24 protein-coding genes are annotated in these 20,362 nt (G+C 41.9%); 20 read left to right on the forward strand and 4 right to left on the reverse strand.

Annotation, left to right across the window (positions count from 1 at the left end; translation table 11 throughout):
• Window positions 1-66 precede the first annotated feature (66 nt).
• Complete coding sequence (locus ABPH35_RS02675) at window positions 67-906, reverse strand: MerR family transcriptional regulator (RefSeq protein WP_349988146.1); 840 nt, start codon at window positions 904-906, stop codon at window positions 67-69.
• Window positions 907-995: 89 nt separating this feature from the next.
• Between ABPH35_RS02675 and ABPH35_RS02680 the strand changes: the two genes are divergently transcribed.
• The 5 genes from ABPH35_RS02680 to ABPH35_RS02700 all read left to right on the forward strand — a co-directional run bounded on the left by ABPH35_RS02680 (window position 996) and on the right by ABPH35_RS02700 (window position 4,892).
• A complete protein-coding gene (locus tag ABPH35_RS02680) occupies window positions 996-2,030 on the forward strand; it encodes an NAD(P)H-dependent amine dehydrogenase family protein (RefSeq protein WP_368849581.1) in 1,035 nt (344 codons plus the stop codon).
• A 186-nt stretch (window positions 2,031-2,216) separates the two neighbouring features.
• A complete protein-coding gene (locus tag ABPH35_RS02685; protein WP_368849582.1) occupies window positions 2,217-2,483 on the forward strand; it encodes a hypothetical protein in 267 nt (88 codons plus the stop codon).
• A 24-nt stretch (window positions 2,484-2,507) separates the two neighbouring features.
• The gene (locus ABPH35_RS02690; RefSeq protein ID WP_368849583.1) at window positions 2,508-2,774 is read left to right on the forward strand and encodes an ACT domain-containing protein; all 267 of its coding nucleotides are present in this window, start codon (window positions 2,508-2,510) and stop codon (window positions 2,772-2,774) included.
• Between the two features lie 11 nt (window positions 2,775-2,785).
• Window positions 2,786-4,123, forward strand: a complete 1,338-nt coding sequence (locus ABPH35_RS02695) for a PFL family protein (protein ID WP_368849584.1) — start codon at window positions 2,786-2,788, stop codon at window positions 4,121-4,123.
• A gap of 73 nt (window positions 4,124-4,196) precedes the next feature.
• On the forward strand, window positions 4,197-4,892 hold the full coding sequence (locus ABPH35_RS02700) for a histidine phosphatase family protein (RefSeq protein WP_368849585.1): 696 nt from the start codon (window positions 4,197-4,199) through the stop codon (window positions 4,890-4,892).
• A gap of 28 nt (window positions 4,893-4,920) precedes the next feature.
• Here the strand turns inward: ABPH35_RS02700 and ABPH35_RS02705 are convergent, their stop codons facing one another.
• Window positions 4,921-5,655, reverse strand: coding sequence for a TipAS antibiotic-recognition domain-containing protein (locus tag ABPH35_RS02705; RefSeq protein ID WP_368849586.1), 735 nt, complete (start codon window positions 5,653-5,655; stop codon window positions 4,921-4,923).
• A gap of 151 nt (window positions 5,656-5,806) precedes the next feature.
• Between ABPH35_RS02705 and ABPH35_RS02710 the strand changes: the two genes are divergently transcribed.
• From ABPH35_RS02710 to ABPH35_RS02760, 11 genes are all read left to right on the forward strand, one after another.
• Window positions 5,807-6,139, forward strand: a complete 333-nt coding sequence (locus ABPH35_RS02710; RefSeq protein WP_368849587.1) for a helix-turn-helix transcriptional regulator — start codon at window positions 5,807-5,809, stop codon at window positions 6,137-6,139.
• A complete protein-coding gene (locus ABPH35_RS02715; RefSeq protein ID WP_368849588.1) occupies window positions 6,120-6,668 on the forward strand; it encodes a DUF2812 domain-containing protein in 549 nt (182 codons plus the stop codon). The genes ABPH35_RS02710 and ABPH35_RS02715 overlap by 20 nt, the downstream gene beginning before the upstream one ends.
• 1 nt (window position 6,669) lies before the next feature.
• On the forward strand, window positions 6,670-7,197 hold the full coding sequence (locus tag ABPH35_RS02720; RefSeq protein WP_349988154.1) for a DUF2812 domain-containing protein: 528 nt from the start codon (window positions 6,670-6,672) through the stop codon (window positions 7,195-7,197).
• A 1-nt stretch (window position 7,198) separates the two neighbouring features.
• Window positions 7,199-7,402 (forward strand): hypothetical protein, encoded by a 204-nt coding sequence (locus ABPH35_RS02725; RefSeq protein ID WP_349988155.1) that lies wholly within the window; start codon window positions 7,199-7,201, stop codon window positions 7,400-7,402.
• Window positions 7,403-7,588: 186 nt separating this feature from the next.
• Window positions 7,589-8,623 carry a heat-inducible transcriptional repressor HrcA gene (gene hrcA, locus ABPH35_RS02730; RefSeq protein WP_349988171.1) on the forward strand — a complete coding sequence of 345 codons (1,035 nt, stop codon included), beginning with the start codon at window positions 7,589-7,591 and terminating at the stop codon, window positions 8,621-8,623.
• A gap of 61 nt (window positions 8,624-8,684) precedes the next feature.
• A complete protein-coding gene (gene grpE, locus ABPH35_RS02735; protein ID WP_405054555.1) occupies window positions 8,685-9,224 on the forward strand; it encodes a nucleotide exchange factor GrpE in 540 nt (179 codons plus the stop codon).
• Between the two features lie 428 nt (window positions 9,225-9,652).
• Window positions 9,653-11,476, forward strand: coding sequence for a molecular chaperone DnaK (gene dnaK, locus ABPH35_RS02740; protein ID WP_349988157.1), 1,824 nt, complete (start codon window positions 9,653-9,655; stop codon window positions 11,474-11,476).
• Window positions 11,477-12,321: 845 nt separating this feature from the next.
• Window positions 12,322-13,452 (forward strand): molecular chaperone DnaJ, encoded by a 1,131-nt coding sequence (dnaJ, locus tag ABPH35_RS02745; RefSeq protein ID WP_349988158.1) that lies wholly within the window; start codon window positions 12,322-12,324, stop codon window positions 13,450-13,452.
• 242 nt (window positions 13,453-13,694) lie between these two features.
• Complete coding sequence (locus ABPH35_RS02750; RefSeq protein WP_349988159.1) at window positions 13,695-15,149, forward strand: amidase; 1,455 nt, start codon at window positions 13,695-13,697, stop codon at window positions 15,147-15,149.
• Window positions 15,150-15,255: 106 nt separating this feature from the next.
• A complete protein-coding gene (locus ABPH35_RS02755; protein WP_349988160.1) occupies window positions 15,256-16,134 on the forward strand; it encodes a transporter substrate-binding domain-containing protein in 879 nt (292 codons plus the stop codon).
• 92 nt (window positions 16,135-16,226) lie between these two features.
• Window positions 16,227-16,892, forward strand: a complete 666-nt coding sequence (locus ABPH35_RS02760; RefSeq protein WP_349988161.1) for an amino acid ABC transporter permease — start codon at window positions 16,227-16,229, stop codon at window positions 16,890-16,892.
• Between the two features lie 56 nt (window positions 16,893-16,948).
• Here the strand turns inward: ABPH35_RS02760 and ABPH35_RS02765 are convergent, their stop codons facing one another.
• Entirely contained in the window at window positions 16,949-17,398 is a 450-nt protein-coding gene (locus ABPH35_RS02765) for a Fur family transcriptional regulator (RefSeq protein WP_349988162.1), read from the reverse strand.
• A 145-nt stretch (window positions 17,399-17,543) separates the two neighbouring features.
• Between ABPH35_RS02765 and truA the strand changes: the two genes are divergently transcribed.
• The 4 genes from truA to ABPH35_RS02785 are packed head-to-tail and all read left to right on the forward strand — an operon-like array spanning window position 17,544 to window position 20,071.
• Entirely contained in the window at window positions 17,544-18,293 is a 750-nt protein-coding gene (truA, locus tag ABPH35_RS02770) for a tRNA pseudouridine(38-40) synthase TruA (RefSeq protein ID WP_349988163.1), read from the forward strand.
• On the forward strand, window positions 18,283-19,044 hold the full coding sequence (locus ABPH35_RS02775) for a bifunctional hydroxymethylpyrimidine kinase/phosphomethylpyrimidine kinase (protein WP_349988164.1): 762 nt from the start codon (window positions 18,283-18,285) through the stop codon (window positions 19,042-19,044). Before truA ends, ABPH35_RS02775 begins: the two co-directional genes overlap by 11 nt.
• Window positions 19,034-19,504, forward strand: coding sequence for an ECF transporter S component (locus ABPH35_RS02780; protein ID WP_349988165.1), 471 nt, complete (start codon window positions 19,034-19,036; stop codon window positions 19,502-19,504). Before ABPH35_RS02775 ends, ABPH35_RS02780 begins: the two co-directional genes overlap by 11 nt.
• Window positions 19,505-19,507: 3 nt before the next feature.
• Window positions 19,508-20,071: a TIGR01440 family protein gene (locus ABPH35_RS02785; RefSeq protein ID WP_349988172.1), complete on the forward strand. Its 564-nt coding sequence runs from the start codon at window positions 19,508-19,510 to the stop codon at window positions 20,069-20,071.
• Between the two features lie 77 nt (window positions 20,072-20,148).
• Here ABPH35_RS02785 and ABPH35_RS02790 read toward each other — a convergent pair whose 3' ends face one another.
• Complete coding sequence (locus ABPH35_RS02790) at window positions 20,149-20,349, reverse strand: hypothetical protein (protein WP_349988166.1); 201 nt, start codon at window positions 20,347-20,349, stop codon at window positions 20,149-20,151.
• Between the last annotated feature and the right edge of the window lie 13 nt (window positions 20,350-20,362).

Genomic DNA, 20,362 nt, shown 5'->3' on the forward strand with positions numbered 1-20,362 from the left:
AGATTGCTTGCGTCCGCACTATCTAATAAAGTATCGAAAAATGCTCATTTTGATAGTAATAGAGTATTACTGTTTTTGAATCGCAACCTGCATTTTGATAAACATATCGCGTTCTTGCTCGAATAGATTTGGTTGTTCGTGGATGACTTCGCAGATATAAGGACCAATTGGAGTCAATTGCTCGGCTATTAGCGATTTAAAAAAGAGAGGGAGGCGGGTAATTTCTTCCTCAAAGGAAGAGCAATAGCTAACAGCATATGAGCCAGCTGCTAGTGTGACTTCTTTGACAGCAGGGGAGTGAAGGTAGGGATTATAGAGGAGGGCAAATTGAGTAGAAATCCACTGTTGATTACTGAAATCCTCTAACTGCATGAGCGAGCCGACTTTACCAAAGTGTTCATAAAATGGATTTTGTGAGAAGATTTCTTGCTTTAAGTAACGGAGATAGAGCTCGTATTCTTCTTGGTTCATCTGGTAGATGTTTTTCGGCAAATCAAAGGTCCAAATATTTCGTTCAGGTAGAATTTCTATCTCAAGATCCTTACTGGTTTTGTGTTCGGTATATAATAAAGCCCCTGAGCGGAAGACTTCGATTTCTGCAATCCGATGTTCCAGAGCCTTCTTTTCTCGAAGTAAATCTTGATAGCGATCCTCAATCAGTTGATGAAGATGGGGACTGCTCTTATTAGATAAAATTTCCTTAATGTCTTCGAGAGAAAAATCCAGTTGTCGCAAGTATTGAATGGAATCGACGATAGAAGATTGCTTGATATGATAGTAGCGGTAATTGGTCTCTGGATCAATATGATAGGGGTGGAGTAAGCCGATTTGGTCATAAAAGCGTAAGGTTCGGATAGAAATACTATTTATTTTGGAAAATTCACCGATTCGTAAAATATTTTTCATTTTTTTGAAACTCTCTATTGACTCTCTAGTTACTAGAGACATTATACTATAATTGTGAAATAAATAACAATAAAAAGGAGGAGTTCACAATGAGAACTTCAAAAGTACGCGCAGTCCAATATGGTTGTGGAAAAATGTCCAAAGTTTTGTTCCGCTATTTGGTGGAGCATGGGGTAGAAATTGTTGGGGCAATCGATAATAATCCAGCTGTTGTTGGCCAAGATGTCGGTGATTTTGCAGAGCTAGGATATAAGACAGGGGTTATTATCTCAAATGATGCAGATGCAGTATTTTCAAGTTGCGATGCAGATATTGCTATTGTCACTATTTTCTCTTACATGCCTGAAATGTACAATTTCTATGAAACAGCCATTAAACATGGGGTAAATGTCATTTCAACCTGTGAGGAAGCCATCTATCCTTGGACAACTTCTCCGTCAGAAACAAATCGTCTTGATAAATTGGCAAAAGAGCATGGTGTGACCATTATGGGCTCAGGTATGCAAGATATTTACTGGATTAATATGCCATGTCTCATGATGGCAGGAATGAATAAAATCACCAAGATTAAAGGTGCTGTAAGCTATAACGTTGAAGACTACGGACTAGCCCTTGCTGAAGCGCATGGTGCGGGTTATGATGTAGAACGTTTTGAAAAAGAAATTGCTTCTGCTGAAAGTTTCCCTTCTTACATGTGGAACTCTGCTGAAGGCATCTGTGCAAAAATGAACTTGACCATCAAAGATATTTCTCAAAAGAGTGTGCCATATATCCTCGATGAGGACATTTATTCTGAAACACTTGGTCGGACGATTCCAGCAGGAGAAGTGACAGGAATGTCAGCTGTTACAACCATTCATACCAACCAAGGCATTGAGTTAGAAGTAGAATGTATCGGAAAAGTGTACCGTGAAGATGATGGGGATATGTGCGATTGGGAAATCTTTGGTGAACCTGATTTGGTATTCTCTGTTAATAAACCAGACACAGTGGCGCATACTTGTGCGACAATCGTAAACCGTATCCCGACCGTAATGGATGCACCAGCCGGATTTGTAACATGTGAAAAAATACGTGACGTAGAATACTTGACATACCCAATGCACACGTATGTAGGAAAATAATCGATAAAACCAATTCTATATGCCAAATGGCAAAAGAGAATGATAATGGCTTGTTCCCTTATTGTCGGGGACAGGCCTTTTCTAGCTTTTTTCCGAATATTTTTTTAAAAATGATAATGACTTTTAGAGCTTACTTTGCTTTTATGGTACAATGGTGTCTAGAAAATAGAAGAAGCGAGGTAGAAGATGATAGCAACCCTATTTTTTGTGACAGAATGTCCAGATACAGCTCCGTTTGTGGCTGGCTTAAAAGAATTGTCCTTCGACTATGAAGATGTTGAAATTACGGCTAATCTGGCCAATTTTAAGCGTTTTATCCGTTTGCGAGACCAGCATCCAGCCTTTCAACAAGCGAAAGAAAATGGCTATGTAGGAATGCCAGCCTTGCAAATCGGAGAAGAGGTCTTTTTAGATCTTTCTGAGGTCAAAGACTTTTTGGACAATGTGAAATGATGTAGAAAAAGAAAGAGGAATGGTATGAAAGCAATTATTACAGTTGTTGGGAAAGATAGGACAGGTATTGTAGCAGGAGTTTCTGCTAAGATTGCAGAATTAGGGCTTAATATTGATGACATTTCCCAGACCGTTTTAGATGAATTATTCACGATGATGGCAGTGGTGTCAAGCGATGAGAAAAAGGATTTTACAGCCTTGCGTCAGGAATTTGATGCCTTTGGTGAGAGCTTGAATGTCAAAATCAATATCCAAAGTGCGGCAATTTTTGAAGCCATGTATAACATCTAAGAGGTAGCGGAATGGATATTAGACAAGTGACCGAAACCATTGCTATGATTGAGGAGCAGAATTTCGATATTAGGACCATTACCATGGGGATTTCGCTTCTTGATTGTATTGATTCGGACATCGACCGTGTGGCTGATAAGATTTACGAGAAAGTGACGACCAAGGCGCGTGATTTGGTCGTAGTTGGCGATGAGATTGCGGCTGAGTTGGGGCTTCCCATTGTCAACAAGCGGGTCAGTGTGACTCCGATTGCCTTGATTGGTGCAGCAACAGATGCAACTGACTATGTTCCTCTAGCCAAAGCGCTGGACCGAGCAGCCAAGGAAATTGGAGTTGATTTTATCGGTGGATTTTCTGCCTTGGTGCAAAAAGGGTATCAAAAAGGAGATGAAATTCTCATCAACTCTATCCCTCGCGCGCTTGCAGAGACCGATAAGGTCTGCTCTTCGGTCAACATCGGCTCTACCAAGGCAGGTATTAACATGACAGCCGTGCGAGATATGGGACGGATTATCAAGGAGACAGCCAGCCTTTCTGAAATGGGCGCCGCAAAACTCGTTGTCTTTGCTAATGCAGTCGAGGACAATCCTTTTATGGCTGGGGCTTTTCACGGTGTTGGCGAAGCAGACGTGGTCATCAATGTTGGTGTATCAGGACCTGGAGTTGTCAAGCGTGCTTTAGAAAAAGTTCGTGGAGAGAGCTTTGATGTTGTAGCTGAAACCGTTAAAAAGACAGCTTTTAAGATTACCCGTATCGGTCAATTAGTGGGGCAAATGGCGAGCGATCGTCTCGGTGTGAAATTCGGGATTGTCGATTTGAGTCTAGCTCCAACACCCGCTGTTGGTGATTCGGTAGCACGCGTTTTAGAAGAAATGGGACTTGAAACAGTTGGAACGCATGGAACGACAGCAGCCCTTGCCCTCCTCAATGACCAAGTGAAAAAAGGCGGTGTGATGGCTTGTAACCAAGTTGGTGGTCTGTCTGGTGCCTTTATTCCTGTCTCTGAGGACGAGGGCATGATTGCGGCTGTTCAGTCTGGCTCGCTGAATTTGGAAAAATTAGAAGCCATGACAGCTATTTGCTCGGTCGGACTTGACATGATTGCTATTCCAGAAGAAACGCCTGCTGAAACCATTGCAGCCATGATTGCAGACGAAGCAGCAATCGGTGTTATCAATCAGAAAACCACTGCTGTGCGGATTATCCCAAAAGGTAAAGAAGGGGATATGATTGAATTTGGCGGTCTCTTAGGAACAGCTCCTGTCATGAAAGTTAACCAAGCCTCATCTGCTGATTTTATCGCTCGTGGTGGACAAATTCCAGCGCCAATCCATAGTTTTAAGAATTAACAAAGTAGGAAACGATTGTCTTAGGCAGTCGTTTTTTGATATAATAGAATGAGGAAAACGAGGAGGAACAACAATGGCAGAAACTAGATTATATATTGCTCGCCATGGCAAAACCATGTTTAATACCATTGGTCGGGTGCAAGGTTGGTGTGATACTCCCTTGACAACGACAGGTGAGATTGGTATTCGCGAATTAGGTCTTGGTTTGAAAGAAGCTGGTTTGGAATTTAAGGTTGCTGTATCCAGTGATTTAGGTCGAACAGTTCAGACGATTACCATTGCTCAAAGAGAATTGGGGATTCTTGGTAAGATTCCTTATTATCAAGATAAACGGATTCGTGAATGGTGCTTTGGTAGCTTTGAAGGGATGTATGATGCAGAATTGTTTAGTGGCGTATTGCCACGAATTAGCGGCATTGTCGATGCTAATACGATGACCTTTGAAGAAATTGCCAATGGTGTGCATGAAGCGGATTCTGCTAATTGGTCTGAGCCGTGGGCTGTCTTAAAAGAGCGTATTTTGACAGGCTTTGAAAGTATTGCAAAAGATGTGGAAAAACAAGGTGGAGGGAATGCCTTGATTGTTAGTCACGGTATGACGATTGCAACTTTAGTAAATCTCTTAGAACCAGAACGTCCAACCAATTTAGCACTAGACAATGGTTCGATGACTATTTTGAGATATGAAAATGGGCAATTTAGCATAGAAGCAGTAGGAGATATGTCGTATCGTCACCGTGGGGCAGAAATCATAATGCAAGGACAATAAAAAGAGGCATTTGCCTCTTTTTCTGTGCTTAACTTTCTTTTTGCACATAAACTTGAATGGTATCGCAGACATATTGAGCAACACCTTGCCCAAATTTGTCAATGTTACCTTGAAATTCTGGATTATCCACATAGCCTTTGCCGATAAAACCAAAGACTTCAAGTGAACAGTCAAAGCTATAGGTACGGATATGTTGCAAAAGTTGAACTGCTAGCTCCTGATTTTCTTTTGCCTCAACTGTAAGTCCAGAGACTAGGTTATCTGCAAATTGTTGGAAGATGGTATTAAAACCTTCCGTTACTTCTATTTCATGCCCTTTCTGCTTGTCCAAACTGTTTTCAATCATTTCTTTACCATATTTTTGAATGGCTTCATCTTGATAAGCGAGCCCATCTTCGTAGCGAAAGCCGATAAATTTTTCTTCTGTGGTCATTTGAATTATTCCTTTCTTGGTTTGAATCGTTTTTGTCAGGGTGTCAATAAGGCTGGCTAATCGCTTTTGCTCAGCGGTCAATAAGAGGAGTTGATCCTCTAGTTGAGCAAGATAATCTGTGTCGTTTCCCAAGAGTTCCCTGATGTTCTTGAGTGGAAAGCCCAGATATTTATAGAAGAGAATCTGTTGTAATTGTTCAAGATTTTCTTCTGTATAGTAGCGATAGCCATTTTCTGCCTTCCATGGGCAAAGAAGGCCAATATGATCATAGTGGTGTAGCGTTCGGATGGAAACGCCTGAAAGTTGCGCAACTTCTTTAACGAGATACATATCTTCCTCCTGACGATTTTATTATAAACCATTACGATGCGTGAGGGTCAATACTTTTTAAACATTTTTTCAAAAAACTTGATACCTACATCGAGGTGTGATATACTTTGTATATCGAAATGCGATATATCGAACTGAAAGGGGTGATAAAATGGAAGAAAAAATCAGACGGGTCTATCTTCCAATGACGGAAACAGCATTTTATATCTTGTTTGCCTTGCAGGAAGAGCGGCATGGGTATGACATTACCCAAAAGACCAAGGAATTGACAGATGGTCAGGTCGGGATTAGTCCAGGGACCATGTACGGAACCCTTTCTAAAATGGAAAAGGACGGTCTGATTGCCTTTGTCCGCGAGGAGGAAAAGCGCAAGCTCTATCTGATAACGGAGTTAGGACGAGAGGTTTTGGGCATTGAATTAGCTCGGATTGAGCGCCTTTATCGAAATAGCCGAGGTGAGCGATATGAAACAACAGAAATTTAACAAATTTAATCCTAGCCAAACAGAAAAGCATTTAAGCCAGATGCACTTATCAGGTCAGGCTTTAAAGCAGGTATCGTCTTGGAGTGGGAAGATGGAATTTGTAGCCTGCCCTTCTGAAGCAATGTTCTATCGGATTGATGTGTATCAGCCTAGTAAGAAAGAAGTCGGATTTTTTCCAGAATACGATGCGCATTATCTGAGTTTCTTTCAAGATGCAGGCTGGGAAATGGTCTGTGGTGTATCACCTTATGTTGTCTGGCGCAAGCCTGCCTCAGCAGTAGAGCTTCCAGATGAATCGCTCCTTTACAATGACCGCGACAGTATCTACCAGTACCAGAAGAAAATTGTGAGATACCGTATTTTGACCACATTCATCATTCCTTGGCTGTCCCTTAGCAATAGTTCGGCTTGGCGCATTGCGGAGTGGAAATGGCAGCAGTTTGCCTGGAATGGGACTATTTTACTGATTTGGATCGGTTTTGTAGCTTGGCAGCTTTGGAAGTTGCATCGCTTGAAAGAGGAGTTGTAAGATGAAAAAAGAATGGAAGTTGTTCTTCATTACAGATTTTGAAAAGGAAGAAGAGTACTTAACCGACATGCACCGTAAGGGTTGGAAGCTAAAAGAAGTACGCTTTCCCTGTCTATTCATTTTTGAGAAATGCCAACCGGAAGAAGTGGCCTATTGCCTTGATTTCAAGCCGAGATTGGGAGAGGATCAGGATGCCTATTACCAAATGTATGAGGACTACGGCTGGAAGGAGCTCGGAACTTGCAATAATTTTGTCTATTTTCGCAAACCTGTGACACCAGATGAAGAAGCAACTATTTATAGCGACCGCCAAAGCAAACTTGACATGATTGGACAAATCTTCAAGTGGCGATTTTTGGCTGTCGTACTAATCGGACTAGCTGTCTTTTGGCGGGTTCTTTATCCGCGAGATGTGAATGATTGGTCCTTGTGGATGTGGAGAGTTTTGTCTCTTGCCTACCTTTTTGTCTTTTTCTATTGCGGGATTGGTTTTTACAAATTGAGAAAGCGTTACGCTGAAAGGAGTTAAGATGAACAGTAAACAGTGTCCGAAAGTAGCAATTGCAGCCATACCTATGTTAGTTATCAATTTTTTGCTAAATCTGCATCGGTTGCGATTTGAGCAGTTGACACTTGCCAAGGTAATCACCGATGTGATAGTGCTTATTCACCCCGTCTTGATAGGGGTTATCTTGTACCGCTTCTTGAAAGGGAAGAACACAGAACAGGACTAGACAGGTAGTTGGTTATCTATTACACGTCTAGGTCTTCAGACTGATTTTTAGCACTCTTGGCAAAAGAGTGCTAATTTTTTGGTTTTTTCCCTTGACTTTAAGAATAATCAGTGTATAATAGAATCATGAGTTAGCACTCGAAAGATTAGAGTGCTAAAGGTGGAATTCTTGATTGGAGGTGAAGGTTTGGTAACAGAACGCCAACATGAAATTCTAAATTTGATTGTTGAAATCTTTACGAAAACGCACGAGCCAGTCGGCTCAAAAGCCCTTCAAGATAGTATTGCCTCAAGTAGTGCAACCATTCGAAATGAAATGGCGGTGCTCGAGAAAAAAGGGCTACTTGAAAAAGCTCATACTTCGAGCGGCCGAATGCCTAGTGTAGAAGGTTTCAAATACTTCGTGGAGCATTCTTTGACTTTTGATAGTCTTGCTGAAGAAGATATGTATCAGGTTGTCAGAAGTTTTGATCAAGAATTTTTCCGACTGGATGATATCTTGCAAACGGCGGCGACAATCTTGTCGGATTTGACGGGCTGTACGGTAGCGGTGCTTGATGTTGAACCTAGTCAGCAGAAACTCACAGCTTTTGACATCGTTATTCTTAGTCAACATGCAGCTTTGGCTGTGATGACCTTGGATGAATCAAAAACTCTGACCAGACAATTTGCCATTCCTAAGAATTTTCTCCGTGAAGATTTAAGGGAAGTCAGAAATCTGGTACTGGAACGACTGCTGGGAAAAACAGTACTGGATATCCACTACAAACTTAGGACCGAAATCCCGCAGATTATCCAACGGCATTTTGTCACGACAGATAATGTACTTCAGCTATTTGAACACATCTTCTCAGACCTCTTTACAGAGGATGTCGTGACTGCTGGAAAGATTCGCTTGCTTGATTTTGCAGATATTAGAGCCTATCAGTTCTTTGATTTTCCGCAAAAAGTAGCCCTTGAAATGCGAAGCAACCTAGCAGAAGATGAAATGCAGAGCGTCAAGGTGGCAGACAGTAGAGAACAATCACTCTCTAGTCTAACCGTAGTGACGACCAAGTTTCTGATTCCCTACCGTGGATTTGGGCTCTTGTCTGTTATCGGACCAATCAACGTGGATTACAACCGCATGATGAGTCTCATTAACCTCGTCAACCGCGTCCTCATGATGAAACTCACCGATTTCTATCGCTACTTAAGTAGCAACCATTATGAGGTGCATTAAGATGTGAGAGTGTTAAAAAGTAAGGACACTATATACAGGCGTTAGAGAATAGTTGAAATAAATAAAAAGGAGGTTTCGTGTGACCGAAGAAATCAAAAAAGAAGAACAGCTTGAGGAAGTGGAAGGAACAGAAGAAGTTGTTCAAGAAGAAACTCAAGAAAAGTCAGAATTAGAACTTGCAAATGAACGTGCTGAGGACTTTGAAAATAAGTACCTACGAGCTGTAGCAGAAATGCAAAATATCCAACGTCGTAGCAATGAAGAACGTCAAACCTTGCAACGCTATCGCAGTCAAGATTTGGCTAAAGCAATCTTGCCGTCGCTTGATAACCTAGAGCGTGCGCTAGCTGTAGAAGGGCTAACAGATGATGTAAAAAAAGGTCTTGAAATGGTTCAAGAAAGCCTGATTCAAGCACTAAAGGATGAAGGAATTGAAGAAGTAGCCGCAGACGGAGAATTCGATCCAAATGTCCACATGGCTATCCAAACCATGCCGGCAGACGACGAACACCCGGCTGACACCATTGCACAAGTCTTCCAAAAAGGCTATAAACTGCATGAAAGGGTGTTGCGCCCTGCTATGGTAGTGGTGTATGCTTAAGATGTGAGAGCGTAAAAAAGTTGGAACAAAAATAGGAGATTGGCGCAGTGAGCGATGCTCGCAAGACAAGCTATCTTTTTTGCCAAACTTTTAGCTCGAACTCAATTCTGCGTCCTCTTTCATTTTATACTTTGTTAGCTCTCCTTGCCGTACGCTCAGTACTGTCATCGTCGAGCTACCTCGTCTAAAAGAAAAGATAAACGCTTCAGAATGATTAGAAAACGCCTTGTCTAGATTAAAAATAGAATCATTTTGGACCGAAATGTCAATAAACTAATTAAAAAGTAATAAAAAAGAAAAACTTATTTTAAAAATTCGAAAGGAATTGAACGTTATTTTCAGTCGCTAGAGGAAGAAACCTACGTTTTCTCTATTCCCCGATTGAAACAGTCCACAGGACTGTTCCAACGTTCTTGGTATCTTATATTATGTCTAAAATTATTGGTATTGACTTAGGAACTACAAACTCTGCAGTCGCTGTTCTTGAAGGAACAGAAAGTAAAATCATTGCAAACCCAGAAGGAAATCGTACAACTCCATCCGTTGTATCATTCAAAAATGGTGAAATCATCGTTGGTGATGCAGCAAAGCGCCAAGCTGTAACAAATCCAGATACGATTATCTCCATCAAATCAAAAATGGGAACTGCTGAAAAAGTTGCCGCAAATGGCAAAGAATACACACCACAAGAAATCTCTGCGATGATTCTTCAATACTTGAAAGGGTATGCGGAAGAATACCTTGGTGAAAAAGTAACCAAAGCAGTTATCACAGTTCCAGCTTACTTCAACGATGCCCAACGTCAAGCGACAAAAGATGCTGGTAAAATTGCAGGTCTTGAAGTAGAACGTATCGTCAACGAACCAACAGCAGCAGCCCTTGCTTACGGTCTTGACAAGACAGACAAAGAAGAAAAAATCTTGGTGTTTGACCTTGGTGGAGGAACATTTGACGTTTCAATCCTTGAACTAGGTGACGGTGTCTTTGACGTTCTTGCGACTGCTGGGGACAACAAACTTGGTGGTGATGACTTTGACCAAAAAATTATCGACCACATGGTTGCTGAATTCAAGAAAGAAAATGGCATTGACTTGTCCGCAGATAAAATGGCGGTTCAACGCTTGAAAGATGCGGCTGAAAAGGCGAAAAAAGATCTTTCAGGTGTGACTTCTACTCAAATCAGCTTGCCATTCATCACTGCAGGGGAAGCAGGACCTCTTCACTTGGAAATGACTCTTACTCGTGCGAAATTCGATGACTTGACGCGTGACCTTGTAGAGCGCACAAAAGAACCAGTTCGCCGTGCTTTGTCTGATGCAGGACTTTCTATTTCAGAAATTGACGAGGTTATCCTTGTTGGTGGTTCAACTCGTATTCCAGCGGTTGTAGAAGCGGTGAAAGCTGAAACTGGTAAAGAGCCAAACAAATCTGTAAACCCAGATGAAGTAGTCGCTATGGGGGCTGCAATCCAAGGTGGGGTTATCTCTGGTGATGTCAAAGACGTTGTTCTTCTTGACGTAACACCATTATCACTTGGTATTGAAACAATGGGTGGTGTCTTTACAAAACTCATTGACCGTAATACAACTATCCCAACTTCTAAATCACAAGTCTTCTCAACTGCAGCAGACAATCAACCAGCGGTAGATATTCACGTTCTTCAAGGTGAGCGTCCAATGGCGGCAGATAACAAAACACTTGGTCGTTTCCAATTGACAGATATTCCAGCTGCACCTCGTGGTATTCCTCAAATCGAAGTAACCTTTGATATTGACAAAAATGGTATCGTATCTGTTAAAGCCAAAGACCTTGGTACTCAAAAAGAGCAAACTATCGTTATCCAATCAAACTCAGGATTGACAGACGAAGAAATCGACCGCATGATGAAAGATGCAGAAGCAAACGCAGAAGCAGATAAAAAACGCAAAGAAGAAGTAGACCTTCGTAACGAAGTAGACCAAGCAATCTTTGCAACTGAAAAAACAATCAAAGAAACAGAAGGCAAAGGATTTGACGCTGAACGTGATGCGGCACAAGCAGCTCTTGACGAATTGAAAGCAGCTCAAGAAGCGAATAACTTGGACGACATGAAGGCGAAATTGGAAAACTTGAATGAAAAAGCTCAGGGTCTGGCTGTTAAGATGTACGAACAAGCGGCGGCAGCACAACAAGCAGCAGGGGGTGCAGAAGGTACAGCGAACCCAGGCCAAGCAGGCGATGACGTAGTAGACGGAGAGTTTACTGAAAAATAACTCGTTAAGAATGACTAACCACTAAAGTGGTTGTCATTCTACGGCAATCGCTATGGCGAATTGCCTAAACGACTTACTAGCTCGAAAAGCATTTAATGTCGAAATGCTTTTCTCACGTCGTAAAACAGTCAACAGTAAATCTCAAAAATATTAACTATCAAAACTCAATCACAGAGGTTGAAATCCAGCCTCTGTTTTTGGGTAAGTAACATATGCTGTAACAGAAAATATTTTATAGATTTGAATACGCCTACGAATCTGTGAAAAAAGATAAACGTTACCTAGGTGCAAGGCATCGTCATCAGGTTTCTCATTTTTCTTCAATTTGTTTAACGGCTTACTATCTTGATATGATTGAATGCGAGTAAAAAAGCTTGTTCCTATTCCAATATTTTACAAGAAAGGATAGATGGTTTAAGTAATTGAACCCGCCCGAACGTCTGTGTCAAAAAGACAAACGTTTCCTAGACGCGAGCGTCTTCGTCACATTTGCTATTTTGACTTTGCTCAATCTACATTTTTATAGAAAGGAATACAAGTGTTCTTAACTGAACACGGGCTACTACGGACTGTGCCAAAAAGATAGATTTTCCTAGGACGTAAACGTCCGTTGTCAAATCTTCTATTTTGACTTTGTCCGCTTAACGCCCTTTGTATCTTAACAGAAAGGAAATGAACCCGCCTAATGTATGCGGGAAGCTTGTCTCCATTTTAACTTTACAAGAAAGGAACTAAATTGAACGCGAGCGGAAAGCTAGGAAAAAAGATAAAACTTCTAGTGTCTACGACACGTCGGCGTTTTCCTATTTTTCAGTCGCTTTCTGATCGCTCTTAGTATCTTAATTATGAACAATACAGAATTTTACGATCGTCTTGGGGTGTCTAAGGATGCGTCTCAGGATGAGATTAAAAAGGCTTATCGGAAGATGTCCAAAAAATACCACCCTGATATCAACAAGGAGGCTGGTGCGGAGCAAAAATACAAGGACATTCAAGAAGCTTATGAAACGCTTAGTGATAGTCAAAAACGGGCTAGCTATGATCAATTCGGAGCTGCTGGCGCCCAAGGTGGTTTTGGTGGTGGAGGTTTTAGTGGCTTTGACGGAGCAGGTTTTGGAGGCTTTGAGGATATTTTCTCTAGTTTCTTTGGAGGTGGTGGAGCAAGCCGCAATCCAAATGCACCGCGTCAGGGAGACGATCTTCAATACCGAATTAATTTGAAATTTGAAGAGGCGATTTTTGGGGCAGAAAAAGAAGTCAGCTATAATCGTGAGGCGACCTGTCGAACTTGTACGGGTTCTGGTGCCAAACCTGGTACTAGCCCTGTAACCTGTGGTCGCTGTCATGGTGCTGGAGTTATTAACGTTGATACCCAAACACCGCTTGGTATGATGCGCCGTCAGGTAACCTGTGATGTCTGTCATGGTCGTGGAAAAGAAATCAAAGATCCATGCCACACGTGTCATGGTACAGGTCATGAAAAGCAGGCTCATACAGTTACTGTAAAAGTTCCTGCTGGTGTGGAAACAGGACAGAAAATCCGTCTTGCAGGTCAAGGGGAAGCTGGATTTAACGGTGGTCCTTACGGAGATTTGTTTGTAGTGATTCAAGTGCAGGCTTCAGACAAGTTTGAGCGTGATGGAACGACCATTCACTATAAATTAAATCTAAACTTTGTTCAGGCTGCCTTGGGTGATACAGTACATGTACCGACAGTCCATGGCGATGTCGATTTGGTGATTCCTGAGGGTACGCAAACGGGCAAGAAATTCCGCTTAAAAGGAAAAGGGGCGCCGAGTCTGCGTGGAAGTGTTGTTGGTGATCAATATGTGACTGTCAATATCGTCACTCCAACTAATCTCAATGACAAGCAAAAAGCAGCTTTGAAAGAATTTGCGGCAGCAGGAAATATCGCTGTTCACCCACAGAAAAAAGGATTTTTTGATAAGGTCAAAGATGCTTTTGACGACTTATAAAAAACGAGTTTGAGATACTGTATTTATCTCAAACTTTTTTAATTCTTTTCCATCTTGATTGTAAACGTCTAAATTGGGAACCGTCTTATGTAGTATTCTACACCGAATTTGATAATTCAGAATTGGAAAAAATCATATGATTTTCTTACTCAGCAAGTCCGACTTGCTGATTTTTCTATTTCGTGATAGGCTAGCATTTAGAGGGCAGAATGGCTAAACGAGACTTGAAAAGGAGAAGGACAATGTACCAAGATGCGACAGCTATGGCAGAGGCTATTAGAAATGGCGTGGTGTCAGCGGAAGAATGTGTTAAAGCAAGTATTGACAAGATTGAGGAATTGAACCCAGTTTTGAATGCAGTTGTAAGTACTCAATATGAGCGAGCGCTGGAGCAGGCTAGAAATGTGAAAATAGATAATCAACCCTTTGCAGGTGTTCCGATTCTGTTAAAAGATTTGGGGCAGGAGCAAGAAGGGGAATTATCCACATCTGGCTCTCGCTTGTTTGCTAACTATAGGGCACAAAAGAGTGACCTTTATACGCAGCGTATGGAAGCGCTAGGTTTTATTGTGCTAGGACGGACCAATACGCCAGAATTTGGTTTTAAGAATATTTCAGACAGCCAAGTGCATGGTCCTGTGAATTTACCGATGGATGTGATGCGAAATGCAGGTGGATCAAGTGGTGGTTCAGCAGCTGCTATCGCATCTGGTATGGTGCCTCTGGCGGGTGCCTCCGATGGCGGTGGTTCTATCCGTATTCCAGCTAGTTTCAATGGCTTAATTGGTTTAAAGACTAGTCGAGGACGGATACCAGTTGGGCCTTCTTCTTATCGAGGTTGGCAAGGGGCTTCTGTCCATTTTGCTTTGACCAAATCGATTCGAGATACCAAGCGATTACTCTATTATTTGCAGACCTATCAAGTGGAAGCACCTTTCCCTTTGCAAACCCTATCTTGGGATTGTTTGTTTGCTCCAGAAAAAAGACCGCTCAAAATTGCCTTTTCGCTTAAATCCCCCATTGGAACGCAGGTAGAAAAAGAAGCACAGGAGGCTGTTTTAAGTATTTTGCCGCTCTTGAAGCAAATGGGACATCAAGTAGTTGAATTGACGAGAGATCCGCTAGATGGGATAGAAGCCATTCGTTCTTATTATATGATGAATAGTGTTGAGACGGCACAGATGTTTGCAGAAATTGAACGTGGTTTGGGGCGCAAGGTGACAATTGATGATATGGAATTGATGACCTGGGCGATTTACCGCAGTGGTCTAACAATCCCAGCCTATCGTTATAGTCAGATTTTACAGGACTGGGATCAATATAGTGCAAAAATGGCAGCTTTTCACCAACAGTATGATATCTTGTTGACTCCTACTGCGGCAAATGTTGCCCCCAAACATGGTCAATTTGCACTAGACAAGCATATAAAAGAAAAGCTACGGAATATGGATGAGTATGATATGGAGGAGCGGCAAGAATTGATTTGGCAGATGTTTTCGAATAGTCTAGCTTGGACTCCATTTACTCAGCAAGCCAATCTAACAGGTCAACCCTCTATCAGTTTACCGATTTACCAAACAACTCAAGGTCTGCCAATCGGGATTCAACTAACAGCCGCTAAAGGGCGTGAGGACATTCTCCTATCCCTATCAGAAGAACTTGAAAATGAAGGAAACTGGTTTGGTAAAGCGCTTTAAATTTTCAGTTAAAATAATTGCGAAAAGCATCTTGATGTGGTACCATTTTCTTGTATGTTTTTTGGTCTTGAGATAGAGACTATTCAACCAACAAAAGGAGATTTTTATGTTGAAAAAATTACTTGCCTCAGCTATACTTATGTCCTCCTTGGCACTAGCTGCGTGCTCTGGAAATGCAGAGAAATCCTTTTCCGCAAATCAGACAGAGTGGAATCGCATTAAAGAGGCAGGAGTGCTGAAAGTCGCAACCCCAGGAACGCTCTATCCAACGTCTTATCATAATGATGACAATGAATTGGTTGGATATGAAATTGATATGCTCAATGAAATTGGTAAGCGATTGGACATTAAAGTTGAATACCAAGAAATTGGTGTGGCGGAGGCCTTTACATCTGTCGATAGTGGAAAGGTTGACATTGCTGTAAATAATTTTGATACAACAAAAGAACGGTTAGAAAAATACAATTTCTCCATTCCTTACAAATACTCTATTGGTGGTATGATTGTTCGTGAAGACGGTTCATCAGGTATTGAAGCAGCTGATTTGAGCGATTGGAAAGGCAAAAAAGCTGGCGGCGGTGCTGGAACCCAGTACATGAAGATTGCAGAGAAATTAGGTGCGGAGCCTGTGATCTATGATAATGTTACAAATGATGTCTACCTGCGTGATGTATCAACAGGTCGAACAGACTTTATTCCAAATGATTATTATACTCAAGTGATTGCGGTGAAATATATTACGCAACAATTCCCAGATATCAAGGTGAAAATGGGAACCGCTAAATACAATCCGACTGAGCAAGGGATTGTCATGAGTAAGGCTGATACGAGCCTGAAAGAAAAGCTAGATGAAGCCCTCAAAGCGATGAAAGAAGATGGAACGCTCAAGGCAATTTCTGAAAAATACTATGCTGGTCAAAACTTGACAGAACCTGAAAAAGGAGTAGAAAGTTTACCAGTTATTGATACATCAGATGTCAAATAGATTTGTAGCAAGAGAATAAATGGGAGTGAAGAAGAACCGGTTTGAATCGAACTGGGAACTTCCGCTCCCTTTTCTATGGTGGAGGAGAAAATATGAATTGGCAAGCTATTTTTAATTTGGAGCTAGCAAGAGAGGCGATTCCTAAGATTTTAGAAGGTTTGCCTTACACTCTTTCCTTATCCCTCATTGGTTTTGTCTTGGGGACTATTTTGGGCTTTTTTGTAGCCCTGTGTCGGATGTCACGCCTAGCTGTTTTTCGCTATTTAGCTATGCTCCATATTTCCTTGATGCGAGGGATTCCGCTAATGGTCTTGCTCTTTTTTATCTATTTTGGTTTACCTTTTATGGGATTGGAGCTTGATGCGATTAGCGCTAGTATCATCGCATTTACCCTCATGTCGAGTGCCTATATTTCAGAGATTATTCGTTCCTCGCTTTCTGCGATTGATCACGGGCAATGGGAGGCGGCTCGTTCTCTCGGATTAAAGACTTCGATTATTTATCGGAAAGTGATTATTCCCCAAGCTTTTCGGATTGCAGTGCCGCCCCTTAGCAATGTTTTGTTAGATATGGTAAAAAGTACCTCGCTGACTGCTATGATTACCGTACCAGAATTATTTAATAAGGCTAAAATTATCGGTGGAGCTAAGTCAGACTACATGACAGTTTATATCTGTGTGGCCTTGATCTACTGGCTTATTTGTACCCTCTATGCACTAGGACAAGTTCATCTAGAAAAACGCTTGGCAACCTATTGAAGAATGAAAAAAGCCTAGGACAGAAACGATAATTCCTGTTCTAGACTTTTTTGTGTTTATTGGCAATCTGGGCAAATGCCATAAATGGTTAAGAGTTCTTTGGTAATCTGATAGCCTGTCTGAGCCTCTACCTGATGTTCGAGGCTGGGCATATTTTCAGCGATTAAATCAGTGATTTTTCCACAGCGTTCGCAGATGACATTTAAATGGTCGTGCCCCATGAAGTCATAGTAGGTGGTTGTATCGTTATTGCGTTTTAATTCAGTGACAAATCCTTCTTCGACTAAGACCTTGAGATTGTTATAGACAGTGGCTAAACTCATATTGGGATAATTTGGGCGTAGGTCTTTGTAAATCATCTCGGCACTTGGATGGTCGGAGCTGTCAATAAGATAGCGAATGACCGCTTTTCTGGTCTCGGTCATCCGCACTCCCTTTTCTTTTAGGTGATTGACGACGTGCGCATAGGCTTCTTGATGATCAGTATGATGAATAGGACTGGACATGGCACGCCTCTCTTTCTAATAGTTTTCTTTATTATACATTATTTGGGACAAAAGAGCGAATAAAATTTCCTTTCTCTATCTGTCATAGGACAGATGAGTATTAACCATCTTGCAAGAGAGTTTTAGACTGTGATACAATCATGCTATGACAAGATATAAAGCGATTATTTCCTATGATGGATACGATTTTTCAGGTTTTCAGCGACAACCCCATGCACGGACTGTTCAAGAAGAATTGGAAAAGACCTTGCGACGTTTAAATAGTGGACAAGAAGTAGTAGTACATGGAGCGGGACGGACAGACAGTGGGGTACATGCTTATGGACAAGTCATTCATTTTGACTTGCCAGGCGCCCGTGATGTCGAAAAGCTACGCTTTGCACTGGATACGCAAAGTCCGGAAGATATTGATGTGGTAGCTGTTGCGCAAGTGGCAGACGACTTTCATTGTCGTTATGCTAAACACCAGAAAACCTATGAATTTTTAGTGGATATTGGTCAGCCGAAGAATCCTATGATGCGACGCTATGCGACTCATTTTCCTTATGATTTGGAATTGACCCGAATGAAAGAAGCGATTCAGTCTTTAGTTGGGACTCATGATTTCACAGGTTTTACAGCCTCTGGGACTGCAGTGGAGGACAAGGTACGGACGATTACGGAAGCGCGTGTGGAAGTAGACACGGCTCGGAATTTACTGGTTTTCACCTTTACCGGAAATGGCTTTCTCTATAAACAGGTGCGTAATATGGTGGGGACCTTGTTGAAAATTGGCAATCATCGTATGCCGGTTGAACAGGTAGAGTGCATTTTGAAAGAAAAAGACCGACAGTTAGCAGGTCCTACTGCTGCGCCAAATGGCTTGTACTTAAAGGAGATTCAGTATGAAGAGTAAATACATAGTAGCCCTTTCAGGAAATGATATCTTTAGTGGTGGCGGACTGCATGCGGATTTGACAACTTATACGGTCAATGGATTGCATGGTTTTGTGGCAGTGACTTGTTTAACAGCTATGACAGAAAACGGCTTTGAAGTCCTGCCGATTGATGAAGCAGTCTTTGCGAAACAGTTGGCTAGCTTAAAAGATGTCCCCTTTGCAGGTATAAAATTGGGGTTACTGCCCAATGTAGCCATTGCCAAACTAGCGTTTGAGTTTGTACGTTCTCATCAAGATATTCCGATTGTTCTTGATCCGGTCTTGGTTTGCAAGGAAACTCATGATGTAGAAGTGAGTAATCTGCGCGATGAGTTGCTAGCATTTTTACCCTATGTTACCATTGTCACTCCGAATGTGGCAGAAGCGGAGCTATTGACCAAAAGAAAAATCCAAACGCTTGATGAAATGAAAGAAGCTGCCCAGATCTTATACGATTTAGGAGCTAGTCATGTGGTCATTAAAGGTGGTAATCGCCTCAATCATGAACGTGCGCTGGATGTTTACTATGATGGAAAGACAGTTCAAGTGCTAGATTCGCAGATTTTGAACAACAATAATACAGGAGCTGGTTGTACATTTGCCTCAAGCATTGCCAGTCAGTTGGTTTTAGGCAGCAAGGTAGAAGATGCGGTGACAGAAGCTAAAGATTTTGTTTACCGCGCCATTCAAGCAGCAGACGAATATGGAGTAGTACAATATGAAAACTAATCAAACGCAACGAATCGTGTTATTGTCCGTTTTAACGGCTTTGACAGTCGTTTTGGGCTACTTACACGTTCCTACCCTAACAGGTTTTATTACATTATTAGATGTCGGTGTTTTCTTTACAGCCTTTTATCTTGGGGCAAAAGAAGGAGCGATTGTTGGTGGCTTATCAAGCCTTTTGCTCGATCTCTTACTAGGTTATCCACAATGGGCCTTCTTCAGCCTGCTCTTTCATGGTCTGCAAGGCTATGCGGCTGGCTGGTCAGGGAAAGGTCGGATTGTTGGGCTATTTTTAGCTTCAATTGCCATGGTCGGTGGCTATTTCATAGCGAGTATGTTCCTGTATAATGTTGCCAGTGCCTTAGATAGCCTTATGGGAAATCTTATTCAAAATGCAGTCGGAATCATTCTTGGATCAATCCTTGCAGGTGCAGTGACCAGGATTCGAAAGGTGGCGGTCTAGATGATGGATGTGGAAATAATCAGACAGGAAACCTTGACGGTCTTAGAAGAGGTGCTGGAACTCAGCCAAATTCAAAAAGGGCAGTTGTTTGTCTTGGGTCTTTCTTCAAGTGAGGTTTTGGGAGGTCCTATCGGCAAGCACTCTAGTCTGGAAGTCGGCCAAGTGATTGTTAAGACCATCTTAGATACTCTTGCGGAGCGAGGAATATACCTTGCTGTTCAAGGCTGTGAACATTTAAATCGTGCCTTGGTAGTGGAAAGAGAATTTGCGCTTGCTAAAGATTTAGAAATCGTCAACGTGCTTCCGAGCTTGCATGCGGGAGGTTCTGGCCAGTTAGCAGCTTTTGAGTATATGACAGACCCTGTTGAAGTCGAATTTGTTACAGCCTATGCGGGTCTTGATGTCGGAGATACATCGATTGGTATGCACATCAAACATGTTCAGGTGCCTCTGCGACCGACATTACGCCAGATTGGGCAGGCTCATGTCACGGCTCTTGCTAGTCGACCAAAGTTGATTGGCGGAGCTAGGGCATCGTACCAAGAAGATATCATTCGCAAAAGATAGGGGTGAGACTCAATCGTGATTTCGCAGAAGCCGATTGAGTTCACTCCTTTTGTGCTTCTAAACATTGAATAATTAGCTTACTGCTTGTATTGCTTTTTGGTTTCCGCATACTGATGGTCGGTATAGGTATTCAAGAGATGGAGTGCCGTGACAGCATGCATGCCTAAGAGTGAGATGAAGGCTACGCTAATGGGGACATTTTTCAAGGAAATGCCGATAAAAGTCACAATGTCCATAGCCACAATTTGAAGGATAGCGCTGATGAGATGTTTTTTCATGATGAACCTCCTG

The organism is Streptococcus handemini, assembly GCF_040984445.1.
In the GTDB taxonomy this organism is placed as follows: domain Bacteria; phylum Bacillota; class Bacilli; order Lactobacillales; family Streptococcaceae; genus Streptococcus; species Streptococcus handemini.

Excerpts from the sequence above, each read along its gene's own strand:
- dnaJ (WP_349988158.1), top strand. The coding sequence starts at position 12,322 with ATGAACAATACAGAATTTTACGATCGTCTTGGGGTGTCTAAGGATGCG.
- ABPH35_RS02790 (WP_349988166.1), bottom strand. The coding sequence starts at position 20,349 with ATGAAAAAACATCTCATCAGCGCTATCCTTCAAATTGTGGCTATGGAC.
- ABPH35_RS02675 (WP_349988146.1), bottom strand. The coding sequence starts at position 906 with ATGAAAAATATTTTACGAATCGGTGAATTTTCCAAAATAAATAGTATT.
- ABPH35_RS02750 (WP_349988159.1), top strand. The coding sequence starts at position 13,695 with ATGTACCAAGATGCGACAGCTATGGCAGAGGCTATTAGAAATGGCGTG.
- ABPH35_RS02695 (WP_368849584.1), top strand. The coding sequence starts at position 2,786 with ATGGATATTAGACAAGTGACCGAAACCATTGCTATGATTGAGGAGCAG.
- ABPH35_RS02685 (WP_368849582.1), top strand. The coding sequence starts at position 2,217 with ATGATAGCAACCCTATTTTTTGTGACAGAATGTCCAGATACAGCTCCG.
- ABPH35_RS02710 (WP_368849587.1), top strand. The coding sequence starts at position 5,807 with ATGGAAGAAAAAATCAGACGGGTCTATCTTCCAATGACGGAAACAGCA.
- ABPH35_RS02715 (WP_368849588.1), top strand. The coding sequence starts at position 6,120 with ATGAAACAACAGAAATTTAACAAATTTAATCCTAGCCAAACAGAAAAG.
- ABPH35_RS02720 (WP_349988154.1), top strand. The coding sequence starts at position 6,670 with ATGAAAAAAGAATGGAAGTTGTTCTTCATTACAGATTTTGAAAAGGAA.
- ABPH35_RS02780 (WP_349988165.1), top strand. The coding sequence starts at position 19,034 with ATGAAAACTAATCAAACGCAACGAATCGTGTTATTGTCCGTTTTAACG.
- ABPH35_RS02775 (WP_349988164.1), top strand. The coding sequence starts at position 18,283 with ATGAAGAGTAAATACATAGTAGCCCTTTCAGGAAATGATATCTTTAGT.
- ABPH35_RS02700 (WP_368849585.1), top strand. The coding sequence starts at position 4,197 with ATGGCAGAAACTAGATTATATATTGCTCGCCATGGCAAAACCATGTTT.
- ABPH35_RS02680 (WP_368849581.1), top strand. The coding sequence starts at position 996 with ATGAGAACTTCAAAAGTACGCGCAGTCCAATATGGTTGTGGAAAAATG.
- ABPH35_RS02760 (WP_349988161.1), top strand. The coding sequence starts at position 16,227 with ATGAATTGGCAAGCTATTTTTAATTTGGAGCTAGCAAGAGAGGCGATT.
- ABPH35_RS02725 (WP_349988155.1), top strand. The coding sequence starts at position 7,199 with ATGAACAGTAAACAGTGTCCGAAAGTAGCAATTGCAGCCATACCTATG.
- ABPH35_RS02755 (WP_349988160.1), top strand. The coding sequence starts at position 15,256 with ATGTTGAAAAAATTACTTGCCTCAGCTATACTTATGTCCTCCTTGGCA.
- dnaK (WP_349988157.1), top strand. The coding sequence starts at position 9,653 with ATGTCTAAAATTATTGGTATTGACTTAGGAACTACAAACTCTGCAGTC.
- ABPH35_RS02690 (WP_368849583.1), top strand. The coding sequence starts at position 2,508 with ATGAAAGCAATTATTACAGTTGTTGGGAAAGATAGGACAGGTATTGTA.
- ABPH35_RS02785 (WP_349988172.1), top strand. The coding sequence starts at position 19,508 with ATGGATGTGGAAATAATCAGACAGGAAACCTTGACGGTCTTAGAAGAG.
- ABPH35_RS02765 (WP_349988162.1), bottom strand. The coding sequence starts at position 17,398 with ATGTCCAGTCCTATTCATCATACTGATCATCAAGAAGCCTATGCGCAC.
- truA (WP_349988163.1), top strand. The coding sequence starts at position 17,544 with ATGACAAGATATAAAGCGATTATTTCCTATGATGGATACGATTTTTCA.
- ABPH35_RS02705 (WP_368849586.1), bottom strand. The coding sequence starts at position 5,655 with ATGTATCTCGTTAAAGAAGTTGCGCAACTTTCAGGCGTTTCCATCCGA.